At 62.6% G+C, this 19,572-nt stretch carries 20 protein-coding genes and 1 pseudogene; 8 read left to right on the top strand and 13 right to left on the bottom strand.

Annotated elements, in window-relative coordinates; genetic code table 11:
- Nucleotides 1–43: 43 nt before the first annotated feature.
- From IVB47_RS03885 to IVB47_RS03910, 6 genes are all read left to right on the top strand, one after another.
- Complete coding sequence (locus tag IVB47_RS03885; RefSeq protein WP_247459975.1) at nt 44–835, top strand: heme-binding protein; 792 nt, start codon at nt 44–46, stop codon at nt 833–835.
- A gap of 177 nt (nt 836–1,012) precedes the next feature.
- On the top strand, nt 1,013–2,794 hold the full coding sequence (locus tag IVB47_RS03890) for a methanol/ethanol family PQQ-dependent dehydrogenase (protein WP_256467789.1): 1,782 nt from the start codon (nt 1,013–1,015) through the stop codon (nt 2,792–2,794).
- Nucleotides 2,778–3,617 (top strand): substrate-binding domain-containing protein, encoded by an 840-nt coding sequence (locus tag IVB47_RS03895; protein WP_247459977.1) that lies wholly within the window; start codon nt 2,778–2,780, stop codon nt 3,615–3,617. Before IVB47_RS03890 ends, IVB47_RS03895 begins: the two co-directional genes overlap by 17 nt.
- Nucleotides 3,617–4,252 carry a cytochrome c gene (locus IVB47_RS03900; RefSeq protein ID WP_247289206.1) on the top strand — a complete coding sequence of 212 codons (636 nt, stop codon included), beginning with the start codon at nt 3,617–3,619 and terminating at the stop codon, nt 4,250–4,252. Before IVB47_RS03895 ends, IVB47_RS03900 begins: the two co-directional genes overlap by 1 nt.
- A gap of 19 nt (nt 4,253–4,271) precedes the next feature.
- Complete coding sequence (locus IVB47_RS03905) at nt 4,272–4,640, top strand: c-type cytochrome (protein WP_027570896.1); 369 nt, start codon at nt 4,272–4,274, stop codon at nt 4,638–4,640.
- Between the two features lie 5 nt (nt 4,641–4,645).
- Nucleotides 4,646–7,045: a glucose/quinate/shikimate family membrane-bound PQQ-dependent dehydrogenase gene (locus tag IVB47_RS03910; RefSeq protein WP_247459981.1), complete on the top strand. Its 2,400-nt coding sequence runs from the start codon at nt 4,646–4,648 to the stop codon at nt 7,043–7,045.
- On the opposite strand, the gene IVB47_RS03915 is transcribed toward IVB47_RS03910, so the two are convergent.
- From IVB47_RS03915 to IVB47_RS03925, 3 genes are read right to left on the bottom strand one after another with little or no spacing between them, the layout of a single operon-like run.
- Nucleotides 7,005–8,831 (bottom strand): SDR family oxidoreductase, encoded by a 1,827-nt coding sequence (locus IVB47_RS03915; RefSeq protein WP_247436141.1) that lies wholly within the window; start codon nt 8,829–8,831, stop codon nt 7,005–7,007. The genes IVB47_RS03910 and IVB47_RS03915 overlap by 41 nt on opposite strands.
- A gap of 56 nt (nt 8,832–8,887) precedes the next feature.
- Nucleotides 8,888–9,340, bottom strand: coding sequence for a hypothetical protein (locus tag IVB47_RS03920; RefSeq protein WP_051462984.1), 453 nt, complete (start codon nt 9,338–9,340; stop codon nt 8,888–8,890).
- Nucleotides 9,312–9,506: a hypothetical protein gene (locus IVB47_RS03925; RefSeq protein WP_027570892.1), complete on the bottom strand. Its 195-nt coding sequence runs from the start codon at nt 9,504–9,506 to the stop codon at nt 9,312–9,314. Before IVB47_RS03925 ends, IVB47_RS03920 begins: the two co-directional genes overlap by 29 nt.
- Before the next feature lie 251 nt (nt 9,507–9,757).
- Here IVB47_RS03925 and IVB47_RS03930 point away from each other — a divergent pair.
- Nucleotides 9,758–9,907: pseudogene (locus tag IVB47_RS03930) on the top strand (peptidase M14); the annotation flags it as partial.
- Nucleotides 9,908–9,994: 87 nt separating this feature from the next.
- Here the strand turns inward: IVB47_RS03930 and IVB47_RS03935 are convergent.
- From IVB47_RS03935 to IVB47_RS03955, 5 genes are read right to left on the bottom strand one after another with little or no spacing between them, the layout of a single operon-like run.
- Nucleotides 9,995–10,834, bottom strand: coding sequence for an endonuclease/exonuclease/phosphatase family protein (locus IVB47_RS03935; protein ID WP_249806490.1), 840 nt, complete (start codon nt 10,832–10,834; stop codon nt 9,995–9,997).
- Nucleotides 10,834–11,643: a carbohydrate ABC transporter permease gene (locus IVB47_RS03940; protein ID WP_247459985.1), complete on the bottom strand. Its 810-nt coding sequence runs from the start codon at nt 11,641–11,643 to the stop codon at nt 10,834–10,836. The genes IVB47_RS03935 and IVB47_RS03940 overlap by 1 nt, the downstream gene beginning before the upstream one ends.
- A complete protein-coding gene (locus IVB47_RS03945; RefSeq protein WP_247359201.1) occupies nt 11,640–12,560 on the bottom strand; it encodes a sugar ABC transporter permease in 921 nt (306 codons plus the stop codon). Before IVB47_RS03945 ends, IVB47_RS03940 begins: the two co-directional genes overlap by 4 nt.
- Before the next feature lie 45 nt (nt 12,561–12,605).
- Nucleotides 12,606–13,859 (bottom strand): ABC transporter substrate-binding protein, encoded by a 1,254-nt coding sequence (locus tag IVB47_RS03950; RefSeq protein WP_247438151.1) that lies wholly within the window; start codon nt 13,857–13,859, stop codon nt 12,606–12,608.
- A 58-nt stretch (nt 13,860–13,917) separates the two neighbouring features.
- Nucleotides 13,918–14,937, bottom strand: coding sequence for an ABC transporter ATP-binding protein (locus IVB47_RS03955; protein ID WP_247460028.1), 1,020 nt, complete (start codon nt 14,935–14,937; stop codon nt 13,918–13,920).
- A 258-nt stretch (nt 14,938–15,195) separates the two neighbouring features.
- Here IVB47_RS03955 and IVB47_RS03960 point away from each other — a divergent pair, with 258 nt between their 5' ends.
- Nucleotides 15,196–15,984: a DeoR/GlpR family DNA-binding transcription regulator gene (locus IVB47_RS03960; protein ID WP_247459987.1), complete on the top strand. Its 789-nt coding sequence runs from the start codon at nt 15,196–15,198 to the stop codon at nt 15,982–15,984.
- A gap of 429 nt (nt 15,985–16,413) precedes the next feature.
- Here IVB47_RS03960 and IVB47_RS03965 read toward each other — a convergent pair whose 3' ends face one another.
- The 5 genes from IVB47_RS03965 to IVB47_RS03985 all read right to left on the bottom strand — a co-directional run.
- Nucleotides 16,414–17,202 (bottom strand): crotonase/enoyl-CoA hydratase family protein, encoded by a 789-nt coding sequence (locus IVB47_RS03965; RefSeq protein WP_247459989.1) that lies wholly within the window; start codon nt 17,200–17,202, stop codon nt 16,414–16,416.
- A 66-nt stretch (nt 17,203–17,268) separates the two neighbouring features.
- Nucleotides 17,269–17,436 carry a hypothetical protein gene (locus IVB47_RS03970; protein WP_197031219.1) on the bottom strand — a complete coding sequence of 56 codons (168 nt, stop codon included), beginning with the start codon at nt 17,434–17,436 and terminating at the stop codon, nt 17,269–17,271.
- A 61-nt stretch (nt 17,437–17,497) separates the two neighbouring features.
- Nucleotides 17,498–18,265 carry an SDR family oxidoreductase gene (locus IVB47_RS03975; RefSeq protein WP_035963434.1) on the bottom strand — a complete coding sequence of 256 codons (768 nt, stop codon included), beginning with the start codon at nt 18,263–18,265 and terminating at the stop codon, nt 17,498–17,500.
- Between the two features lie 87 nt (nt 18,266–18,352).
- On the bottom strand, nt 18,353–19,072 hold the full coding sequence (locus IVB47_RS03980; RefSeq protein WP_247289192.1) for an SDR family NAD(P)-dependent oxidoreductase: 720 nt from the start codon (nt 19,070–19,072) through the stop codon (nt 18,353–18,355).
- Between the two features lies 1 nt (nt 19,073).
- Nucleotides 19,074–19,572: molybdopterin dinucleotide binding domain-containing protein (locus tag IVB47_RS03985; protein WP_276576859.1), on the bottom strand; the 499-nt coding region annotated here is incomplete at its 5' end.

Genomic DNA, 19,572 nt, shown 5'->3' on the forward strand with positions numbered 1-19,572 from the left:
TTCGAACGTTCGCCTGCCGACTGCGACACTCCACGGAGGCCACATGGAAAAACGATCCGTCATGGCGATAACGGCTATCTTCACCGCAGCATTCTTGGTGCCTGCAGCCTTGAACGCGCAGGACCAACCCCAGCCGGGGATGTCGTGCCCGGTCGACCATGACAAGCTCGCCGATATCCTCAAGAAGAGCGTCAAGTCGGGCGGCGGCCCCAGCAACGGAGGTCTGGACAACAACGAATGGGCTGCCGTCGTCAATCGGCAGGGCGTCGTCTGCGCAATTGCCTACAGCGGCGGCAAGGTCGACGACCAGTGGCTGGGCAGCCGTGCCATCGCGGCCGAGAAGGCCAACACAGCGAATGCGTTCAGCCTGAAGGACAAGGCGATGGCGACCGCCAATCTCTATGCAGGTGCGCAGCCGGGCGGGTTCCTGTTCGGCGCGGCACTCGGCAACCCACCATCCCAGGAAGCCTTGTACGCCGGATCTCCGGACAACTTCGGCACGGCTCAGGATCCGATGGTGGGCAAGCCGATCGGCGGCACGATCGTGTTCGGAGGTGGGCTCGCGCTCTATGACGGCAACGGCGTCACGGGCGCGCTGGGCGTCAGCGGCGACAGCTCCTGCGCGGATCACAACGTGGCCTGGCGCGTGCGTCACCAGCTCGGGCTTGACCGGGTGCCGGCCGGAGTCAGCCCCAACATGAAGGACGCGATCATCTACGACATCGGCCCCGACGGCAAAAGCCCGTCGGGATTTGGCCATCCCAAGTGTAACGGCAAGGAAGATCAGATATCAGTCGACCTCGGCGCCGGCGTATCCGGCAACGTGGTGAGATAGCGCTGCGTCAATCGCCGCTTTTTGGAACCAAGGGAAGTCGGAACGTTTGTACGTCCGCAAGCCGGCCTGCAATGCGGCACGGCCGCATCCCTGCCGTGGAGATCTTTACATATGTTAGTGCGTGGTCTCACGCGTCTGCTCAACCGGATTCCGGCCATCCTTTGCGCCTGCTGCGCGATGCTGTCATCCGCGTCAGCACAAAGCGATCTCGCCAGCCGCATGAAAGATCCCGGCCAGTGGCCGATGGCGGCGCGCGACTACGCCAACACCCGCTACAGCGAGCTCGACCAGATCAACGCGTCCAATGCTTCGCGCCTCCAGCTCGCCTGGACCTTCTCGGTGGGCGCCGACCGGGGCCAGGAAGCGGCGCCGCTCGTGGTGGACGGCACCATGTATGTGGTCGGTCCCTATGCCGGCCCCTATCCCAACCGCGTGTTCGCGCTAGATGCCACGACTGGCGAGTTGAAATGGTCCTATGCGCCGAAGCCGGAGCCCGCAGCCGCGGGCGTTGCCTGCTGCGACGTCGTCAATCGCGGGCTGGCCTTCGACAACGGCAAGGTCTTCCTCAACACGCTCGATAACCACACCGTCGCCATCGACGCCAAGACCGGCAAAGAGCTCTGGCACACGAAGCTCGGCGAGATCAACAAGGGCGAAACGATCACGATGGCTCCCATCGCGGTGAAAGGCAAAATTCTCGTCGGCAACAGCGGCGGCGAACTGGGCGTGCGCGGCTGGGTGACCGCGCTCGACGAGACCACCGGCGCCATCGCTTGGCGCGCCTATTCGACAGGTCCCGACAAGGACGTGCTGATCGGCGACGATTTCAAGCCATTCTACGACAATCTCAAAGGCCAGGATCTCGGCGTGAAGACCTGGCCCGCCGACCGCTGGCAGGTTGGCGGCGGCACGGTCTGGGGCTGGATCTCCTACGATCCCGATCTGAACCTGGTCTACTACGGCACGGCCAATCCGAGTCCCTGGAACGCGAACCAGCGCAGCGGCGACAATCTCTGGAGCACCACAATCTTTGCCCGCGATCCCGACACCGGTCGCGCCAAATGGGCCTACCAGATCAACCCGCACGATCTGTTCGACCACGACGAAATCAATGAGAACGTGCTTGTCGACCTCGAACTGAATGGACGGCCGCGCAAGGTGCTGATCCACCCCGGCCGCAACGGCTATATGTACGTCATGGACCGCGCCACTGGCGAGGTGATCTCGGCGGACGCTTATGACTTCGTCAACAGCTACAAGGGCGTCGATCTGAAGACCGGCAAGATCATCCCGAACGAGGAGAAGACGCCGCTTGTCGGCAAGACCGTCGAGAACATCTGCCCGAGCGCGCCGGGCGCCAAGGATTGGCAACCGACGGCGTGGTCACCGCGCACAAAACTTCTCTACGTGCCCCATCAGCATCTCTGCATGAGCTTCAAGGCCTCTCAGGTCGGCTACATCGCCGGGACGCCCTATGTCGGCGCAGACGTCGATATGTATGCCGGCCCCGGCGGCTATCGCGGCGAGTTCATGGCGTGGGATCCAATCGCGCGCAGGAAGGTCTGGGAGATCCACGAGAAGCTGCCGGTATGGAGCGGCGCGCTGGTCACAGCAGGTGATGTCGCCTTCTACGGCACCATGGATCGGCTTTTCAAAGTCGTGGATGCCAAGGATGGACATGTGCTGTGGCAATTCCGCGCCGGATCCGGGTTCATCGGCCAACCGATCTCCTATCGCGGCTCCGACGGACAGCAATACGTCGCGATCCTGTCGGGCGTCGGCGGCTGGCCGGGTGTGGTGGCCAATGCCGAGGTCGATCCGCGGGTGCGCAACGGTGCGCTGGGGTTCACCGGCGCGACGCAGGATCTGCCGTTCTACACCGCCGGCGGGAGCGAACTGCTGGTCTTCAAGCTCGGCGGCGCAAATGGTGAGGATACCAGCCATGCGCCTTCGAAATAGTTGTCCGGGCATCGCCCTTGGTTTTCTGGTTGGGCTTGCAACCACGGCGGCGGCAGCGTCGGATCGCGAGCTTCGCGTCTGTGCCGATCCCAACAATCTGCCGTTCTCGAACAAAGCCGAAGCAGGATTCGAGAACAGGCTCGCGACGATGGTGGCCGAGCATTTCGGCCAGCAGGTCACCTACACCTGGTGGGCGCAGCGCCGCGGCTTCATCCGCAACACACTGAAAGCCGGCAGATGCGACGTCGTGATGGGCGTACCGTCCGGCTATGATCTCGTCGAGACGACCAAGCCCTATTATCGCTCGAGCTATGTGTTCGTCACGCGGCAGGACCGGCACCTCGACCTTTCGTCCCTGCTCGACCCGCGCTTGCATCACCTCGTGATCGGCGTGCATCTGATCGGCGACGACGGCAACAATCCACCGCCTGCGCAGGCGCTCGGCGACCAAGGCATCGTCGATAACGTCCGCGGCTACTCCATCTACGGCGATTATCGCCAGGCCGATCCGCCGGCACGCCTGATCGAAGCCGTCGAAAGCGGCAGCCTCGATGTCGCCGCAGCTTGGGGCCCCCTCGGCGGATATTTCGCCCAATACTCCCTCGTCCCGCTGACGGTCACGCCGATCCGGGATTACGAACGCTTTTCACCTCAGCAGTTCCAGTTCGCCATCGCGATGGGCGTGCGCAAAGGCGACGACGCCTTGCGCGACCGGCTGAACGAGTTCATCGACGAGCATTGGTCCGAGATCACCTCGCTGCTGCGCAGTTACGGCGTTCCGCTGGTGGACCAACCCGTCACGGTATCGGGAGGACATGAGTGATGTCTGCTCCAGCAATGCGCGCGAGCGCCCTGTCGTTGCTGCTGGCGGTCTTGCCGAATGGTGCAGGGCTGGCCCAGCAGACCTTGCCGCAGTCGCAGGAGGCGCAGATGCCGACGCTGTCTCCGCGCCCGAATTTCGGTGGCAGCGTCGGCAATGGCAGCCCCGGCGTCTTCATGCAGGTCCCGGTCAGTCACCTCCATCCCGGCGCGCAGCCGGACCCGCCCCAAATCAAGAATCCCGTGCAAGGTGATCCCAACGCGCAGCAGCGCGGGATGACCTACTATGTCAACTTCAACTGCGTCGGCTGTCACGCGCCGAATGGCGGCGGCGGCATGGGGCCAGCGCTGAGCAACAACATCTTTACTTACGGAGCGCAGCCCGAGAACATCTTTCTCTCGATCTACCAGGGGCGGCCGAACGGAATGCCGGCTTGGGGCGGCGTGCTGCCCGACAGCGTGATCTGGGACCTCGTCACCTATATCGGCAAGATCAGCAACGAACCAAGCCACCAATGGGGCCGCACCTTTTCGGCCAATCTGCCATCGCCCGAGGTCGAGCAAGTCCCGAGCGAGCAGGTCTCGACGACCGATCCCTGGTCTGCCACCAAGTCCTTCAACTTCGGCCAGAAGCCCTGATCGGCCGAGCGGAGCAGCGATGGTAAATCCGATCGCGAAATTGCTAGTCACTGCACTCCTGGCTACCGCTACCGCCGCCTGCGAGGCTGCGGGCCCGGACAACTTCACCGGCGACGCGCGTCGTGGCGCCGACCTCGTCAAGCAGTACCAGTGCGGCGGCTGTCACGATATTCCCGGCATTGCCGGCGCCGAAGGCAATGTCGGCCCACCCTTGCATCGGATCGGCACGCGGACCTACATCGCCGGCTACATCCACAATTCGCCGGACAACATGGCTGACTGGATCGAGGATCCACAGCGGGCGTTGCCGGGCAATGCGATGCCGAGAATGGGTATCCCGCAGAAGGACGCGCGGGACATCGCGGCGTTTCTCTATACGCTCAAGTGACCATCATGACTTCGACACATCGTCCAACGAATTGGTTCCGTGACGCGCCATTGCTGGCCATCACCGTCGTGGTTGTCGCCATCATGGGACTGGGCCTCCTGGCTGGCGGTGCCTGGCTCGCAGCCCTCGGTGGCTCCGTCCACTACCTGATCGCGGGGATCATGCTTCTGCTCACGAGCTGGCTGCTCGCGCGCCGTCGCGCCGAGGCGCTCTGGATTTATGCCACGCTGCTGGCCGGAACGATGGCTTGGGCGATCTGGGAGGCCGGCCTCGATTTCTGGTCGCTGGCACCGCGCGGCGACGTGCTCGTGCCGCTTGGCCTATGGCTGATGCTGCCCTTCATTGCCTCTCGCCTCGCGCCTCGCTTGCGCGCGGCGCGATGGGCGCTCGGCCTTGTGTTGGTCGCCGCAGCCATCATCGTCGGCATGTCCCTGACGAGCGATCGCCGCGATCTAGCCGGCACGATACCCGAGGGCGAAACAACGGGGGCCATTGCGTCTCCCGAACCGGAGCAACCTGCTGCCGGCCAGAACTGGACGGCCTACGGCGGCAGCGGCTTTGGTACGCGCTTCTCGTCGCTGAGCCAGATCACCAAGGACAACGTCAAGGACCTCAAGCTCGCTTGGGAATTCCGCACCGGTGACCACAAGGGCCCTGATGACCCCGACGAGATCACCAACCAGGCAACGCCGCTCAAGGTGGGGGATCTCCTCTACACCTGCTCGCCGCACCAGATCGTGTTCGCGCTCGAAGCTGCGACCGGACAACTGCGCTGGAAATTCGATCCGCAAGTCCAGCACAACAAGGCGTTCCAGCACATGACCTGCCGCGGCGTGTCCTATCACGCGACCAGGCCCGGCGCCGTGACTGCCGACGGCGCGCCGGCCCCGAACGATTGTGCGGGACGCATTTTCGTACCAACCAACGACGGGCGGATGTTCGCGCTCGATGCCCAGAGCGGTGTGCCTTGCCAGAGTTTTGGCAACCAGGGACAGATCGACCTCAAGCAAGGCAGCGAGATCCAGACACTCGGCTTCTACGAGGGCACCTCGCCGCCCGTCGTCACGGACAAGGTTCTGATCGTCGGCGGAGCGGTGATCGACAACTATTCCGATCGCGTCCCGTCGGGCGTGATCCGCGGCTTCGATATCTATTCGGGACGGTTGCTCTGGGCGTTCGATGCCGGCAATTCCGATCCGAACGAGATGCCTTCGGCCTCGCATCATTTTACAGCCGGCTCACCCAATTCGTGGAGCATTTCGGCGGTCGACGAGAAGCTCGGACTCATCTACGTGCCGCTCGGCTCGAGTTCTCCGGATATCTGGGGCGGCGGCCGTTCGCCCGAAAACGAGCGCTACGATTCGGCATTGATTGCGCTCGATGTCTCGACCGGAAAACTGCGTTGGTCGTTCCAGAATGTGCACCACGATCTCTGGGACATGGATATGCCGTCGCAGCCCAGTCTGGTCGATTTGCGCTCCAACGGCGGCGTGACGCCGGCGATCTACATCCCGGCAAAGACTGGCGACATCTTCGTGCTCGACCGGCGCGACGGGCGTCAGTTGGTGCCCGCACCGGAGAAGCCGGTGCCTCAGGGCGCCGCGAATGGAGACCGGCTGTCGCCAACCCAGCCATTTTCGGAATTGAGCTTCCGCCCCTCCGGCAAACTTACGGACGCGCAGATGTGGGGCAGCACGATGTTCGACCAGCTCGCTTGCCGGATCAAGTTCAAGCGCCTGCGCTATGAGGGGCCGTTCACTCCGCCGTCTGAACAAGGCACGCTGGTGTTTCCCGGAGACTTCGGCATGTTCGAATGGGGCGGCATTGCCGTCGATCCGCAGCGCCAGATCGCGATCGCGAATCCCCAATCGATTCCCTTCATCTCTCGCCTGGTGCCGCGCGGAAAGGACAATCCGGCCGCGCCGAATGCGGCGCATCCACCAGGAACCGAGCTGGGCGTGCAGCCGATGTACGGCGCCCCCTACGGCGTTGATCTCGGCATTTTCCTCTCACCGCTCGGCATTCCCTGTCTTGCTCCGCCGTGGGGCAACATCGCAGCGATCGATCTTAGGACACACAAGGTGGTCTGGCAGCATCGGATCGGCACGATACGCGATCAGGCCCCGCTGCCGCTGCCATTCAAGCTCGGCGTTCCCATGCTGGGCGGTCCGATCGTCACCGCGGGCGGCGTCATCTTCATCACGGGAACGATGGATGACTACATCCGCGCGTTTGACGTTCGCGATGGCAGACAGCTTTGGCAGGACCGCCTTCCTGCCGGCGGCCAGTCGACGCCGATGACATATGAGGCTGGCGGCAAGCAATATGTCGTGACGGTCGACGGCGGCCACGGGTCATTCGGAACTAAACTCGGCGATTACGTGCGAGCCTACGCGCTGCCGTGATCTGCCTCGGCAGGACTTGCTTGTACTTGCCCACGCCTTGTCCCGATCTGCCGGCGCGACGCGCAACTGCTGACGCCAGGAGAGCTACGCCCGCAGCTATTCCCAGCGCCGCGAGCCCCTGACTGATGACGCCGGCAGGTGGGAGCTGCTTGCGTGACAGCCAACCGCCATCGATCGACGTGCCCTGCGGACCAGCTTCAATCATGGTGCCCTCGCTGCTCTTTGCGGGGTGCGCGCGCGACAGCAGGTAGCGGAAGGCAGCTCCCACGATGTTCTCGGTAATCTGCGGAGCCATCGCATAGGCAAATTGGCCGGCACGAGCCGGCCAGCCGACGGCGACTTCGTCTCGGGGCGCGCGGACGAGGCTCACGAACGTCTCGGCAACGTCCTCCGCCTGATACAGCAGCGGACCGGGATCAAGCGTCCGGCCGGACATGTTGGCGCCGTGGACGAAGCCCGGCGTGTCGACCATGGCCGGGAAGACGCCGCAGACATGGATGTTGCGGTGAGCACTGAGCTCTTGACGCAGGCTAGCGGTGAAGCCCCGAAGGCCGAATTTGCTCGCGGTATAGGCCGCAGCAAAAGGCGTCGGCGCCCAGCCGCCGAGCGAGATGTTGTTGATCAGGATGCCGCGGTTCTGGCGGAGGAAGATCGGAAGCACCGCGAAAGCGCCATGCATCGTGCCGAGGAGATTGACCTCGATCGTTCGGCGATGAAGCGCGATATCCGCGTCCTGATAGGCCCCGAAAACGCCGGTGCCGGCGTTGTTGATCCAGACGTCGATGCCACCGAACGCGTCTTCGGCCTCTCGGGCCAGCCGCTGCACCGCCTCGGCGTCGGTGACATCGGTCGGGATCGCAAATGCGCGGCCTCCGAGCGCCTCGCATTCTGCGGCGAGGCTCGTCAGGACTTCGGCACGGCGTGCCGCCAAGACCACGCTTGCGCCCTTGCCCGCGAAGGCCAGCGCCGCAGCACGCCCGATTCCGCTCGAGGCACCGGTGATGACGACGCACGTGCCGGTCATTTGCCGCGGCTCAGATACGGAGCGGGCCGCCGGAAGCATCCAGTGCAGGGATCGCCGGAGGCGCTCAGTTCCCTCCGCTTCAAACCAGTCGCCATGCGCGAAGATCACCCGCTCCGGAGACAGCCGTATAAGCCGCTCGGCTGCGGACCGCACGGAACGGCCGCCGAGGCGCAGCAGAAGCCGTAGATAGACCGGCGCCATTCCGTTTGGCTTGGAAATGCCCAGGAGGTTTGCCGCCGCCTCATTTGGCGCGCTGAGATCGTTGGGATCGAGATTTTGCACGAGATCCGTCAGGATCAGTGTCCGGCTGCGCTTGTCGAACAGCTCGATCTCGGAGAACATCGGAGCGTTCACCGAGACGGCTTCGAGGTCGGCCCTCCATTCCTCGGGCGTCGCCTCTCCAAGCTCGCGGTCGATGCGGATACGTGCCGCTCGAACTTGCCTGCGTGCCGCAAGGCCGCGCGCCGCGAAAGTCGCCGCCGGCGGCAGCTCTCTCTGCCAGTCGGACAGGAACATCCAGTGCGCGATATTCGGCGCGAGCAAGTACCTTATCGTCCCAAGCCGCTCCAGCTCACCGCGGAGAGCCGGCGAATATCTTACCGGCGAATGCAGCACGAGATCGCCGTTCGAGAGCCGAATGACGGTCATACGCACCGGAAGTTTTAGACCGGCGGCGCTGATCGGGGCGTCGTCCACGACCCAGATATCGTCCGTCACGCGCGACAGACGGGCGGTCGACAAGGTGGCGTCGGAACTTTGCATGAGCATCTTCCATCACGGGCGTTAGCTCAAGCTTTGGGAGTGACGCTCGTTCCTTGCTAGGACGCCCGAGCCTGCTGGCCAGCGTTGCGTCGGCGACGGCGCGCTGCAAGCCGGCCTCGCCCCCTCTCCGCCGGAAAGTGCCGCGTGATCGCCGGTACGCACTCCGGCTCTGAGGGAGGTTGTTCGCAGGCGATCGGCGCATGGTCCGGACGAGCTTCCATCAGATCAAGCACGGCGCGGCCCTTGGCCGTGATGCGCCACCCGCCATTTGTCCGGTCGATCAGCCTTTGCGAAAAGATGTCCAGCCCCGGCACCCGCCCGGCGAGCCGCCGGGTGCGCTCGGTCCAGTCGCGACCGCTGGTCGCCAGAATGGCCATATCCCGCTTGAGATCCTCCAGGGCAGCGAACCCATCCGGGTAGCTCACCAGGATCTTGAGGACCGTCACGTGGAAATTCACCCCCGCCCCCACATGACCATCGTCACATCGTCGGGACTTCTGAGAGAGCATTGCGGGCCGCTTGTTTGAGGCGATCCGCAGAGATGTCCCCCCTGCTTGCAGTCTCCAGAAGCTTCGAGGCCACGTGGGTCCGGGCGCCGATCTCACAGCGTGGAACACCTTCACACACCTCGTCGAGAACGGTGCGCAACAACGCCTTTGTCGCCGTATCGATCATGGAAAGCCCCAGCGGAAAGGTTCACGGTAGGGCAAACGCTCCGGTCTGTGATTCAACATTGTTAATGATCTGAAAATTTCGCTGGCGTCCATTGCCGGCCGCGCTCACCCAGCCCGAGGGCGGGCGCAATCGCCTTGGGCGCCACGACGTCAAACACCGGCATCTTGGAGGTAGGGGTCTGAGGAGTCCGGCATCACGTCGCGACACCACCGCGAGCCTGGAGAAGCTCGAATATCTATGTCGGAATGACAAGTTTCGAGGTGATTGCGGAGTATACAAGCGCCGTCGCCGGAGAGATAACCGGCCAACGCAGCGACGCAATGTCCGAGCCCGGCAATCCTTTGGTCTTCATCCTTTTTAAGAAGCCAAGGCCGGAGGACGTTCAGCTCTATCCCGAGTAGTTGCCAAACGCCCTCAAGGTTTGTGGCGCTGGGATCGCGCAATTAGCAGCGTGGCCGCCGGAATTTCTGCATCGCCTGCACATTCCTCTATTCCGAAAGTTCGATTGCAATGGGTTGGTGATCGGAGGCATCGGTCGCTTCGTTGACCTGGATGCTGCGAACGTAGCCGGTCAAATCTTCCGTCACGAAAATGAAGTCGCGGCAGTCGGGCCCGTCGGCCCACTGCGCGCGGTCGTAGATTCCGCAAGTCGGCGCACGCGCTCGGTCGCGGCCATCGGCGATCCATGCATCCCGATAGGCCAGACCGGGCCGGCCGGATCGAGCAATCAATGCGTGCTGGGGGTCGGCAACGTCAAAATTGAAATCGCCACACAGCAGGCTCGACGCAGCGACGGTCTGACTTCCATACGGCTCGTCGTGCCGGGAGCTGGCCTGCTTCGGGCTCATCGACGCCTCCTCCTGCAAATCCAGCAGACGGGCGATCTGTGCCTCGCGCTGGCCGGCCGAATGGAATTCGAGATGCGTGTTGACAATGCGGAGCGCGCCAAACGAGGCCTGAACCGTCACCTCCAGGGCGTGACGGCGCATGCTGCGCACCGTGGCTGCGTCCGGCCATGGCAGCAGGTGGTTGGCGATCTGCAGCACCGGCAACCGCGACAGCGTCATGTTGCCGAAGCAATGGAGGTTGCCATCACGATCGACAGTTTCGATAGCAGGTCGGAATATTGCGGAGTAGCCGGGCAAAAGGGCTGCCAGCTGTTCGCTCTGATCCGCTCCATCACCAAATCTGGAGAAGTTCGCGCTCACCTCCTGGAAGCAGAACACGTCCGCGTCGAGCGTCTGCTGGGCGACGGCAACGATCCTCGCCAGATCGGTCACGCCGTCGCATCCTTTGCCGCACTGTATGTTCCAGGTGAGAAGTCTCATTACCGGATGCCTGCACGCATGAACGACTGGACGAACTGGCGCTGGAACAGCAGAAACGCGATCAGCAGCGGCGCCATCGTCATCACGGTTGCCGCCGTGATCAATGACCAATCCACACCGGTCTCAGGCGCGCCGAATACGGCAAGCCCCACCGTGAGAGGCCGCGCTTCCACCGAATTCGTGACGATCAACGGCCACAGGAAATTGTTCCAGTGATAGCTGACGGAGACGAGGCCAAAGGCGACGTAGGTCGGGCGAGCCAGCGGGACATAGACCCGCCACAGGATTCCGAGCGGACCCGCTCCCTCGACCCGGGCGGCTTCCACCAACTCCTGGGGCACACCCTTGAAAGTCTGCCGCAGCAGGAAGATGCCGAAGGCGCTCGCGAGATAGGGCAGCGCGATCGCAGGGATCGTATCGAGCAATCCCAGTTTGGCGATCGCGCGGTAGTTCTCGACGATCAGGACGTCGGGCATGATCATCAGCTGGAGCAGAACGAGGGCGAAAGCGATGCCGCTGCCCCTGAACTTGAAGCGCGCAAACGCATAGGCGGCCAGCGTCGACAGTATGAGCTGGCCGACCAGGATCAGGGTCACCAGTACGACCGTGTTGAGATAGTACCGGGCGAACGGCGCCTGGTTCCAGGCCCGGGCAAAATTCTCCAGCGTCCAGGGCGCGGACAGGCTGAACGACGTGGCGTAAGCGGCCGGATGCAGCGCGCTCCAGAAGGCATAGGCCAATGGGGCGAGCCAGATCAAAGCCAGGAGCCATGCTGCGACGGCTTCAATGGGGCGTGTCCGGCCTTTCATTGATAGTGGATCCTGCGATCGAGATAACCGAACTTGATCAGCGCAACCGAGCTCAGCAGCATCAGAAGCACAACCGTCAGTGTTGCCGCGTAAGAGGAATCCTGGAAGGTGAAGGCAACCTCATAAATGTAGTAGAGCAGCAGCGTGCTGGCGTTGTTCGGACCGCCCTTGGTCATGATGACCAGATGGTCCACCAGCTTGAAGGAGTTGATGACTGCGTTGATCGCCACGAACAGCGTGGTCGGCATCAGCAGCGGGAACGTGATCCGGCGAAACGTGTACCACCGGCTCGCGCCTTCGATGGACGCGGCCTCTTCGAGATCCGGCGAGAGCTGCTGCAACGCCGCCAGGTAGAAGATCATGAAGAAGCCGGCCTCCTTCCAGATCACCATCACGACCAGACAGCTCATCACCGTCGAGGGATCGCCCAGCCAGTTCCAGCCGCCGAGACCGAAAAGGCCGCGCAACTGATCGAGCAGCCCATAGCCCGGCGTGTAGAAGAACAGCCAGATGTTGGCGACGGCGATCATCGGCAGCACGGTCGGCGTGAAGTAGGCCAGTCGCAGAAAGCCGCGGCCGCGCATGTTGCGATTGACCCAGATCGCCATTACCAGAGCCAGGGCGATCGAGGTAGGGATGGTGCCGAGCGCGAACCAGAAATTATTGACCAGCGCCTTCCAGAAGATCGGATCGGCCGCCATGGACCGATAACTGTCAAGCCCGACGAAGGCCTCGGTGCCGTTCCGGCGTGTGACGAATAGCGAATGCCGGATCGTCGCCAGAATCGGAAAGTGCGTGAATGCGATCAGCAGGACGGCCGCCGGCAACAGCAGCAGCCAGGCGTTCACGGTGTTCCACCACGCCTGCGATCGGGCGCGGCGCGGGGCGATTGGCGATGAGGCGACCTCGTCGGACATCTGTGAGCCGGCGGGATGGCGGCGGCGCGCCATCCCGCCTCGTCCCTATTTGTAAGCGCGCAAGACGCGGTCGGACTGCTGCTGCGCGGCAGCCAACGCCTCCTGCGGCTTCTGCGCGCCCGTGATCGCGGCCTGCACGGCATCGCCAACAAACTTGTAGATGCGGCCGTTCTCATGGACGGAGAGCTCCGGCACCGCATGCTCCAGCTGATCGCGCGCAACTGTGGCCTGCGGGAAGCCTTTTGCGTAGGCCTCCATCGTCGGCGTCTTGTAGGCGGCCGGCGACACCGCCACGTAGCCGGTCTTCATGCTCCATTCCGCCGCGCGTTCCGGAGCCGTCATCCATTGAATGAACTTGACGGCCGCCTTCTGCTGGTCGGGAGACGCACTCTTGAAGATGTAGAAATTGCCGCCGCCGGTCGGTGATCCGCGCCGCTCCCCGGCCGGCAGCATGGCCACACCGAACTGGAATTTCGCGGCGTCCTTGACCGCCGTCAGATTGCCGGTGGTGTGCCACATCATCGCCGTCTTGCCTTCGAGGAAATCGTTGCGCAGCGTCGCCCAATCGATGCTGCCGGCGGGGGCGACGTTGTGCTTGCGCGACAGGTCGACCCAGTACTCGAGGGCGGCGACCGTCTTCGGAGCGGTCAGATAGACCTCGTTGCCGGGCTCGTTCATCATCTTCTGGCCGTTCTCGATCGCCAGCGCCTGCAGCATCCAGTAGGCATAACCAGTCGAGGGAATTTCGATGCCCCAGCGTGTCGTGTTGCCGCCATCCTTCTTGACCAGCTTCTTCGACATCTCGACCATTTCGTCCCATGACGCCGGCGCCTTCTCGGGATCGAGGCCCGCCTCCTTGAAGGCGTCCTTGTTCCAGTACAGCACAATGGTCGAACGCTGGAACGGCACGCTCCAGGTCTTGCCGTCGATCTGCCCGTTCGCCATGAACGCCGGATAGAACTCCCTGAACCAGGCCTTGTCGCCGACGAGATCGTCAAACGGCACGATGGCGTTTTCGTCCATCAGCGTGAACACGTCGGTCGACAGCAACACCGACAGTTGCGGCGGCTGCCCGCCCTTCATGGCGGTCATCGCCTTGGTCATCGTATCGGTGTAGTTGCCGGCATAGACCGCCGTCACCTTGATGTCCGGATTGTCCTTCTCGAAGCGCGAGACCATGTCGTCGATGATCTTGGTGACGGGACCGCCGACCGCGACCGGATAGTACATGGTCAGATCCACGGCGGCGGCCGGGCGGGCAGCCATCGAAAGCACGGCGAGTGCCGCTGCTATCAACATCGTTCGTCGCGCAAACATGTGACAATCTCCTCCGTTACCACGTTTGAAACAGCCGCTGCTATCGACCGGTTATCGCCCGCTGGCCCTCTGTGACGATGGTCTCCAAGCGAGCTTCCGAATTCGAATCGAACCGATGCTCGAGCCCGGGTTCCCACGCGATCCGGACATCCTCGCCTGGCCGAACCTTGCTGAAACCTTCGAGCCGCACTGAGATCGGCTGACCATCGACCTCGCACAGAACGATGCTGTCGGCCCCAAGATGCTCGATCGCCTTGACGCGCGCAAAATGATCCCCGCCCGACACGATGCGGATATGCTCCGGCCGGATGCCGATGAGATGATCGCCATGGCGCAAAAGATTCATCGGCGGCGTGCCGATGAACCGCGCCGTGAACGCCGTCGCGGGCCGGTTATATAACTCCTCCGGTGTGCCATTCTGCTCGATACGACCATCGCGCATCAGCACGACGCGATCCGCCATCGTCATGGCTTCGGTCTGATCGTGGGTCACGTAGACCATCGTCATTCCGAGCCGCTGTTGCAGGGCGCGGATCTCCGTCCGCATCTCATGCCGCAGCTTGGCATCCAGATTTGAAAGCGGCTCGTCCATGAGGCAGACCCGCGCTTCCGCAATGATGGCTCGCCCCAGTGCAACCCGCTGGCGCTGGCCGCCGGACAGCTGCGACGGCTTGCGTTCAAGCAGCTGCGCAAGGCCAACGATCTCGGCCACACGCCGGAGCCGTTCGTCTCGTTCGGCGCGCGACACGCGCCGCACACGCAGGCCGAAGACGATGTTCTCGGCTACACTCAAATGCGGAAACAGCGCGTACGACTGGAAGACCATGGAGATCTTCCGTTGCGCCGGAGTCAGATGGGTCACGTCGACGCCGCCGATGGCGATCGTGCCGGCGTCAGCATTCTCAAGGCCGGCGATCAGCCGCAGCGTGGTCGACTTGCCGCAGCCGGACGGTCCCAGCAGCACCAGCAGCGAACCCTCGTCCGCCGTCAGACTGACGTCATCGACGGCGCGCATCGCGCCCCAGAACTTGGAGACATGACTCAGCGTAATCGCTGACATGGCCCGTTCGCTCTCAGCTGCAGGGCTCTGCGCCGCGCGCAGACATAGCTCGGCATGCTCGCAGCATCCTGCTCGCACGGAGCAGCCCAAAGCTGGTCGCCATGAGCAGACAGATCCATGCCGTCCCTCCCGATGGCCACGCAACGTTCACCGGCGCGGCAAGTCATTCTGTTCATATGAACATATTGGAGCGCCATATGAAACAGAAAATTGCGCCTTCGCTGTTCGAATGATAGTTTGCTTCGAACGGACAGCCCCATGCTCAAGACAGTCTCGTCACGTCAGGCCTACATACTGGAGATCGTCCGCGACGAAGGCTTCGCCTCGATCGAGCAGCTTGCAACGCGCTTTGACGTCACGCAGCAGACCATTCGCCGCGTCGTGAATGCGCTCTGCGATCAAGGGCTGCTCCGGCGAATGCACGGCGGCGTCAGCCTGCCCGTTCAAAGCCAGAATCTCGCTTATGGAAGCAGACAGGGATTGAATGCCGACGCCAAACGGCGCATCGCACACGCGACCGCGAGCTTCATTCCCGACGGGGCGTCGCTTATGATCGGGCTGGGTACAACACCTGAATATGTCGCGCAGGCGCTATCCCGCCGTCAGGATCTGCGCGTGATCACCAACAATCTGAATGTGGCCGCAGCGTTCGCACAAAATCCCGACGTGGAAATCACGATCGCGGGCGGCACGCTCCGTTCGCTCGACCGGGACATCGTGGGCGAAGCGGCGGCCCGCTTTTTCTCGGGCTATCGAGCCGATTACGGGATATTCGGCGTCGGAGGCGTCGATCAGGACGGCACGCTGCTCGACTTTCACATCGACGAAGTCCTGGCGCGGCAATCCATCGTTGCCAATTCGCGCACCGCCGTCCTGGTCGCCGACACGACAAAATTCGGCCGCAACGCCACGGTGCGCGGCGGACATCTCGCCGATTGTAACCACCTATTCACCGACGGGCCGCTGCCACCGGCCTTTACACCGGTCGGCGCCAAATTTGCCGAGCGCATTCACGCATCCGATGCCGCGCGTGCCGGAGCCACGTAGCCTGCGCGAAATTAACCCGCGCCAGCAGTCGCCAAGGCCGCGGCCCCTACGCCCCCTCAATTATATCGGACGCCGTTTCGGCTGATTTGTAAGCACAATTCTCCACGTGTGACGGACAAATCCCGACGATATACCCACTGCGATTTTTCGGTCTTGAATTCACAGAAAATTCGAGCCGCTCGCAACGCTGGTGGCTCCGGTACCTATCGGGGTCAATCGACTGTCGGCACTGTGTGGGGGCGAAGATTGCCGTGCGCGCACTGGTGCGGTGTAAATTCAAATACCGTCAGAGATCGGAAGGCGCTCGGCCGCTCGCTCGGTCCGCACAGACAAAGGCGTGCTTGCCGAGAAGATCAATATTCTCTTGATGCCGCTGCTGTCGACCTCGCCGCCCCACAAACAGACGTCTATCGGGGTAGCCAGCCGGATTTATTCTCCGCGGAACACCGCCGGGCGACGCTCCACGAAAGACTGGATGCCTTCTTTCATGTCTTCGCTGCTGAAAACGCGGTCCTTGATTTTCAGGATATAGTCGATCGCCGCTCTTTCGCCGGCCTCAATGTACTTCAGCGCGGCCTCTTTGGTTACCTGAATGCCGATCGGAGCGTTCTTGGCGATCAGACCAGCAATTTCCATCGCGCGGGGAATCTGCTGACCAGGAGCGACGACTTCCTGAGCAAACCCGATTTTATACGCCCGCGCCGCGCTGAACTCGTCGCACAAGAACAGATGATACATCGCATCCCCCCATCCTGCCCGCGCCACGTACCGGAAATGGGCGCCACCGAGCGGCGCGATCCCGCGCTTGGATTCCATTTGGCAGAACCGGGCGTCGTCGGCGGCCACAACGATGTCGCCGGCCAACATCATTTCGATGCCAATCGTGAAACAGATCCCCTGCACGGCCGTCACGATCGGCTTACGACACCGGCTTTTCAGCGCGAACGCATCGATGTTGCCGGGCTTGATCTCGGTATTTTCGGCCTTGGGTCCGAAGAACTTCGGCATATCAAGGCCTGCCGTGAAGTCCGGGCCGTCGGCGCAGAGCACACCGACCCAATAGTCGTCGGTGCGGTCGAGAAGCGTCATCGCATCCGACATCTGCGCCATCATCTGCGGGCTGAAAGAATTCTTCTTCGCCACGTTGTCGATGACGATCTTGAACACATGCCCATGCACCTCGGTACGGATCTGACCGACTTGCGTCGTCTCGGTCATTTGCTGGTCTCCGAATGCTCCTAGGCAACTGCGCGACGTTGTGCAGAACTAACCTGTCAATTTTGCTCAGCTCAGCGCCGCAAACGCAGTCCGTTCAAAAGCCATCAGTTCTTCTGTCCGTCCGTCGCGTATCTTCAGCAGCCACTGCGGATCCTGAAGCAGCGCCCGCCCCACCGCGACGAGATCGAACTCCTCGCGATCGAGGCGGCGGATCAACTCGTCGAGGTCAGTCACCGCCTCCCGTGCGCCCCGGCTGCACGGCCGATGTACTTGGCTGCGCTCCAACGCTGCTCACCTACCATTTTTCGACCCAAGGCCGCAGCACGACTTCGAACGCCCAGGTCGACCGATGCTGACGATGCAGTTGCAAATAGGCTTTTGCGATATGGTCGGGGTCGGCCATATTGTCGTCGACAGTTGTCCCCGCCAGCCGATGCGCGCGAGTGCCGTCTTCCTGGGTCCAGCCGATCGCGGCGTCGATCGGCACATTCGCTATGTGGACGCCCTGCGGCATCAATTCTCTTGCCATGCTCTGCGCGAGTCCGGACTTGGCATGACATGCCATTGCAAATGCGCCACTTGATGGGAAGCCTTTGAGCGCCGCGCTGGCGTTCGTGAAGATGATTGTTCCTCTGGCGCCGTTGGCGTCGGGTTCGTTCCCAAGCATGAGCCGGGCTGCCTGTTGACCGACCAGAAACGCGCTGAACGCCGAGTTGCGAAGTGTTTCGAACGCCATGCCCGGGTCGGCTTCGATGATGCTTTTGCGGAAAATGCCGGGAACCCGGCCATCGATGTTATGCACGACAAGTCGTGGCGTGCCGACGTCCTGAACGACGTTGCCGAACAGCTGTGTCACCGCCGCCGGATCAGTTGCATCGCAGGCATATCGAAGCACACGATGCGTCTTCTCCAAGGCTTCGAGGACCGGCTTTTCGGGATTCCTGGCTGCGACGCAGACACGCATGCCGTTCTCCGCGAACAGCCGGGCGCAACTCGAGCTGATGCCCGGACCGCCCCCCACGATCACCGCAACCTCGTGCACGGAACTTTTGATATCAATCATCTTGACCTTTCCAGTCCTGCGTTGTCGCGCTCTCCATGAAGAGATGACACGGAAACCGCCGTGACCCTGCTTCCCGCTAGCCGGGCGTCACCAATTTTCGCCGAATGGCCGCAGCTCTGTGAGGAACGACCAAGCCGATCGATTCTGCCCATAGAGATGATAGAGTTCGTCCGCGATGGCAGCAGGCTTGATAAAGAATTCATCTGGCTTGTCGCTCATCCGCGCGCGCATTCTGGGCGTATCAATCACGGCGTCGATGAGAACATAGGCGACGTGCACGCCCAGAGGTCCCACGTCACGTGCGATCGACTCGGCCAAAATGCGCTGCGCCGCCTTTGTCGGCGCGAAGCCGGCGAAGTTGGCCTTGCCCCGGATCGAAGACGTGTTTCCGGTCACCAGGATTGCGCCCTTGCCTCGGTCGATCATGTCAGGAGCCACTTCGCGCGCCAGGTATAACAAGCCCATCACGTTGACCTCGAAATTGCCCTTCAGCATCTTCGGATCGATCTCCCGAAAGCTCCCCCAGCCTCCGCCGACCGCGTTGTGGACGAGAACTTCAGCCGCGCCAAAACGCCGCTTTACATCCGCAACGACGGTCCGCACCTGATTTTCGTCTGAAACGTCGCAGGTCGCCGCGTGGACATCAGGAAGCTCTTGCGCCAGGCGATTGATGAGCTCGGCTGAGCGAGCCAGCGCTATGATACGGAACCCGCCGGCAGAGAAGCGCTTGACGATGGCAGCTCCGGTGCCCGGCCCGACCCCGGTCACGATCGCGACTGGTTTCTCACTCATTTGAACTTTCTCCACGTTATTGTCCGGCCGCTTTCAAATGAATTCGCTCGGACTGCGACTGATAGGCGGCTGCCTCCTGCGCGGACACCAAGGCCAAACGAACCGCAACATTCTTGTGGTAGGGCGTGCCGGCAATGGGATCGCGGTTGCCGCTCTCTGTGAGCAGATTGATACGTGGCCCATTGATCAGTCGCTCTCCGTCCGACGCGGGGTATGCCTGCCCATAGCCGTGCGGCAGCGCCAGCTGGCCGTTTCGCAAGGCGTCATCGAGCTTGCAGCGGACGACGAGCCGGCCAATCACGGATTCCACCGCGACCCAGTCACCATCCTCCGCGCCCAGATTTCTCAGATCGCTCGAATTGATCAGCATGGCGCCATCCGGATCCTCGCGACGCCATGCGGGGTCACGGAAGATCTGGTTGGCGTTGAACATGCGGCGGCCGCCGGCTGCCAACATGAACGGAAACTCCTTTGGCGCGCCCGCGGCACGTGGATCGAGCCGCGCGAGCCATTCG

This window comes from Bradyrhizobium sp. 62, from assembly GCF_023073035.1.
Lineage (GTDB): Bacteria > Pseudomonadota > Alphaproteobacteria > Rhizobiales > Xanthobacteraceae > Bradyrhizobium.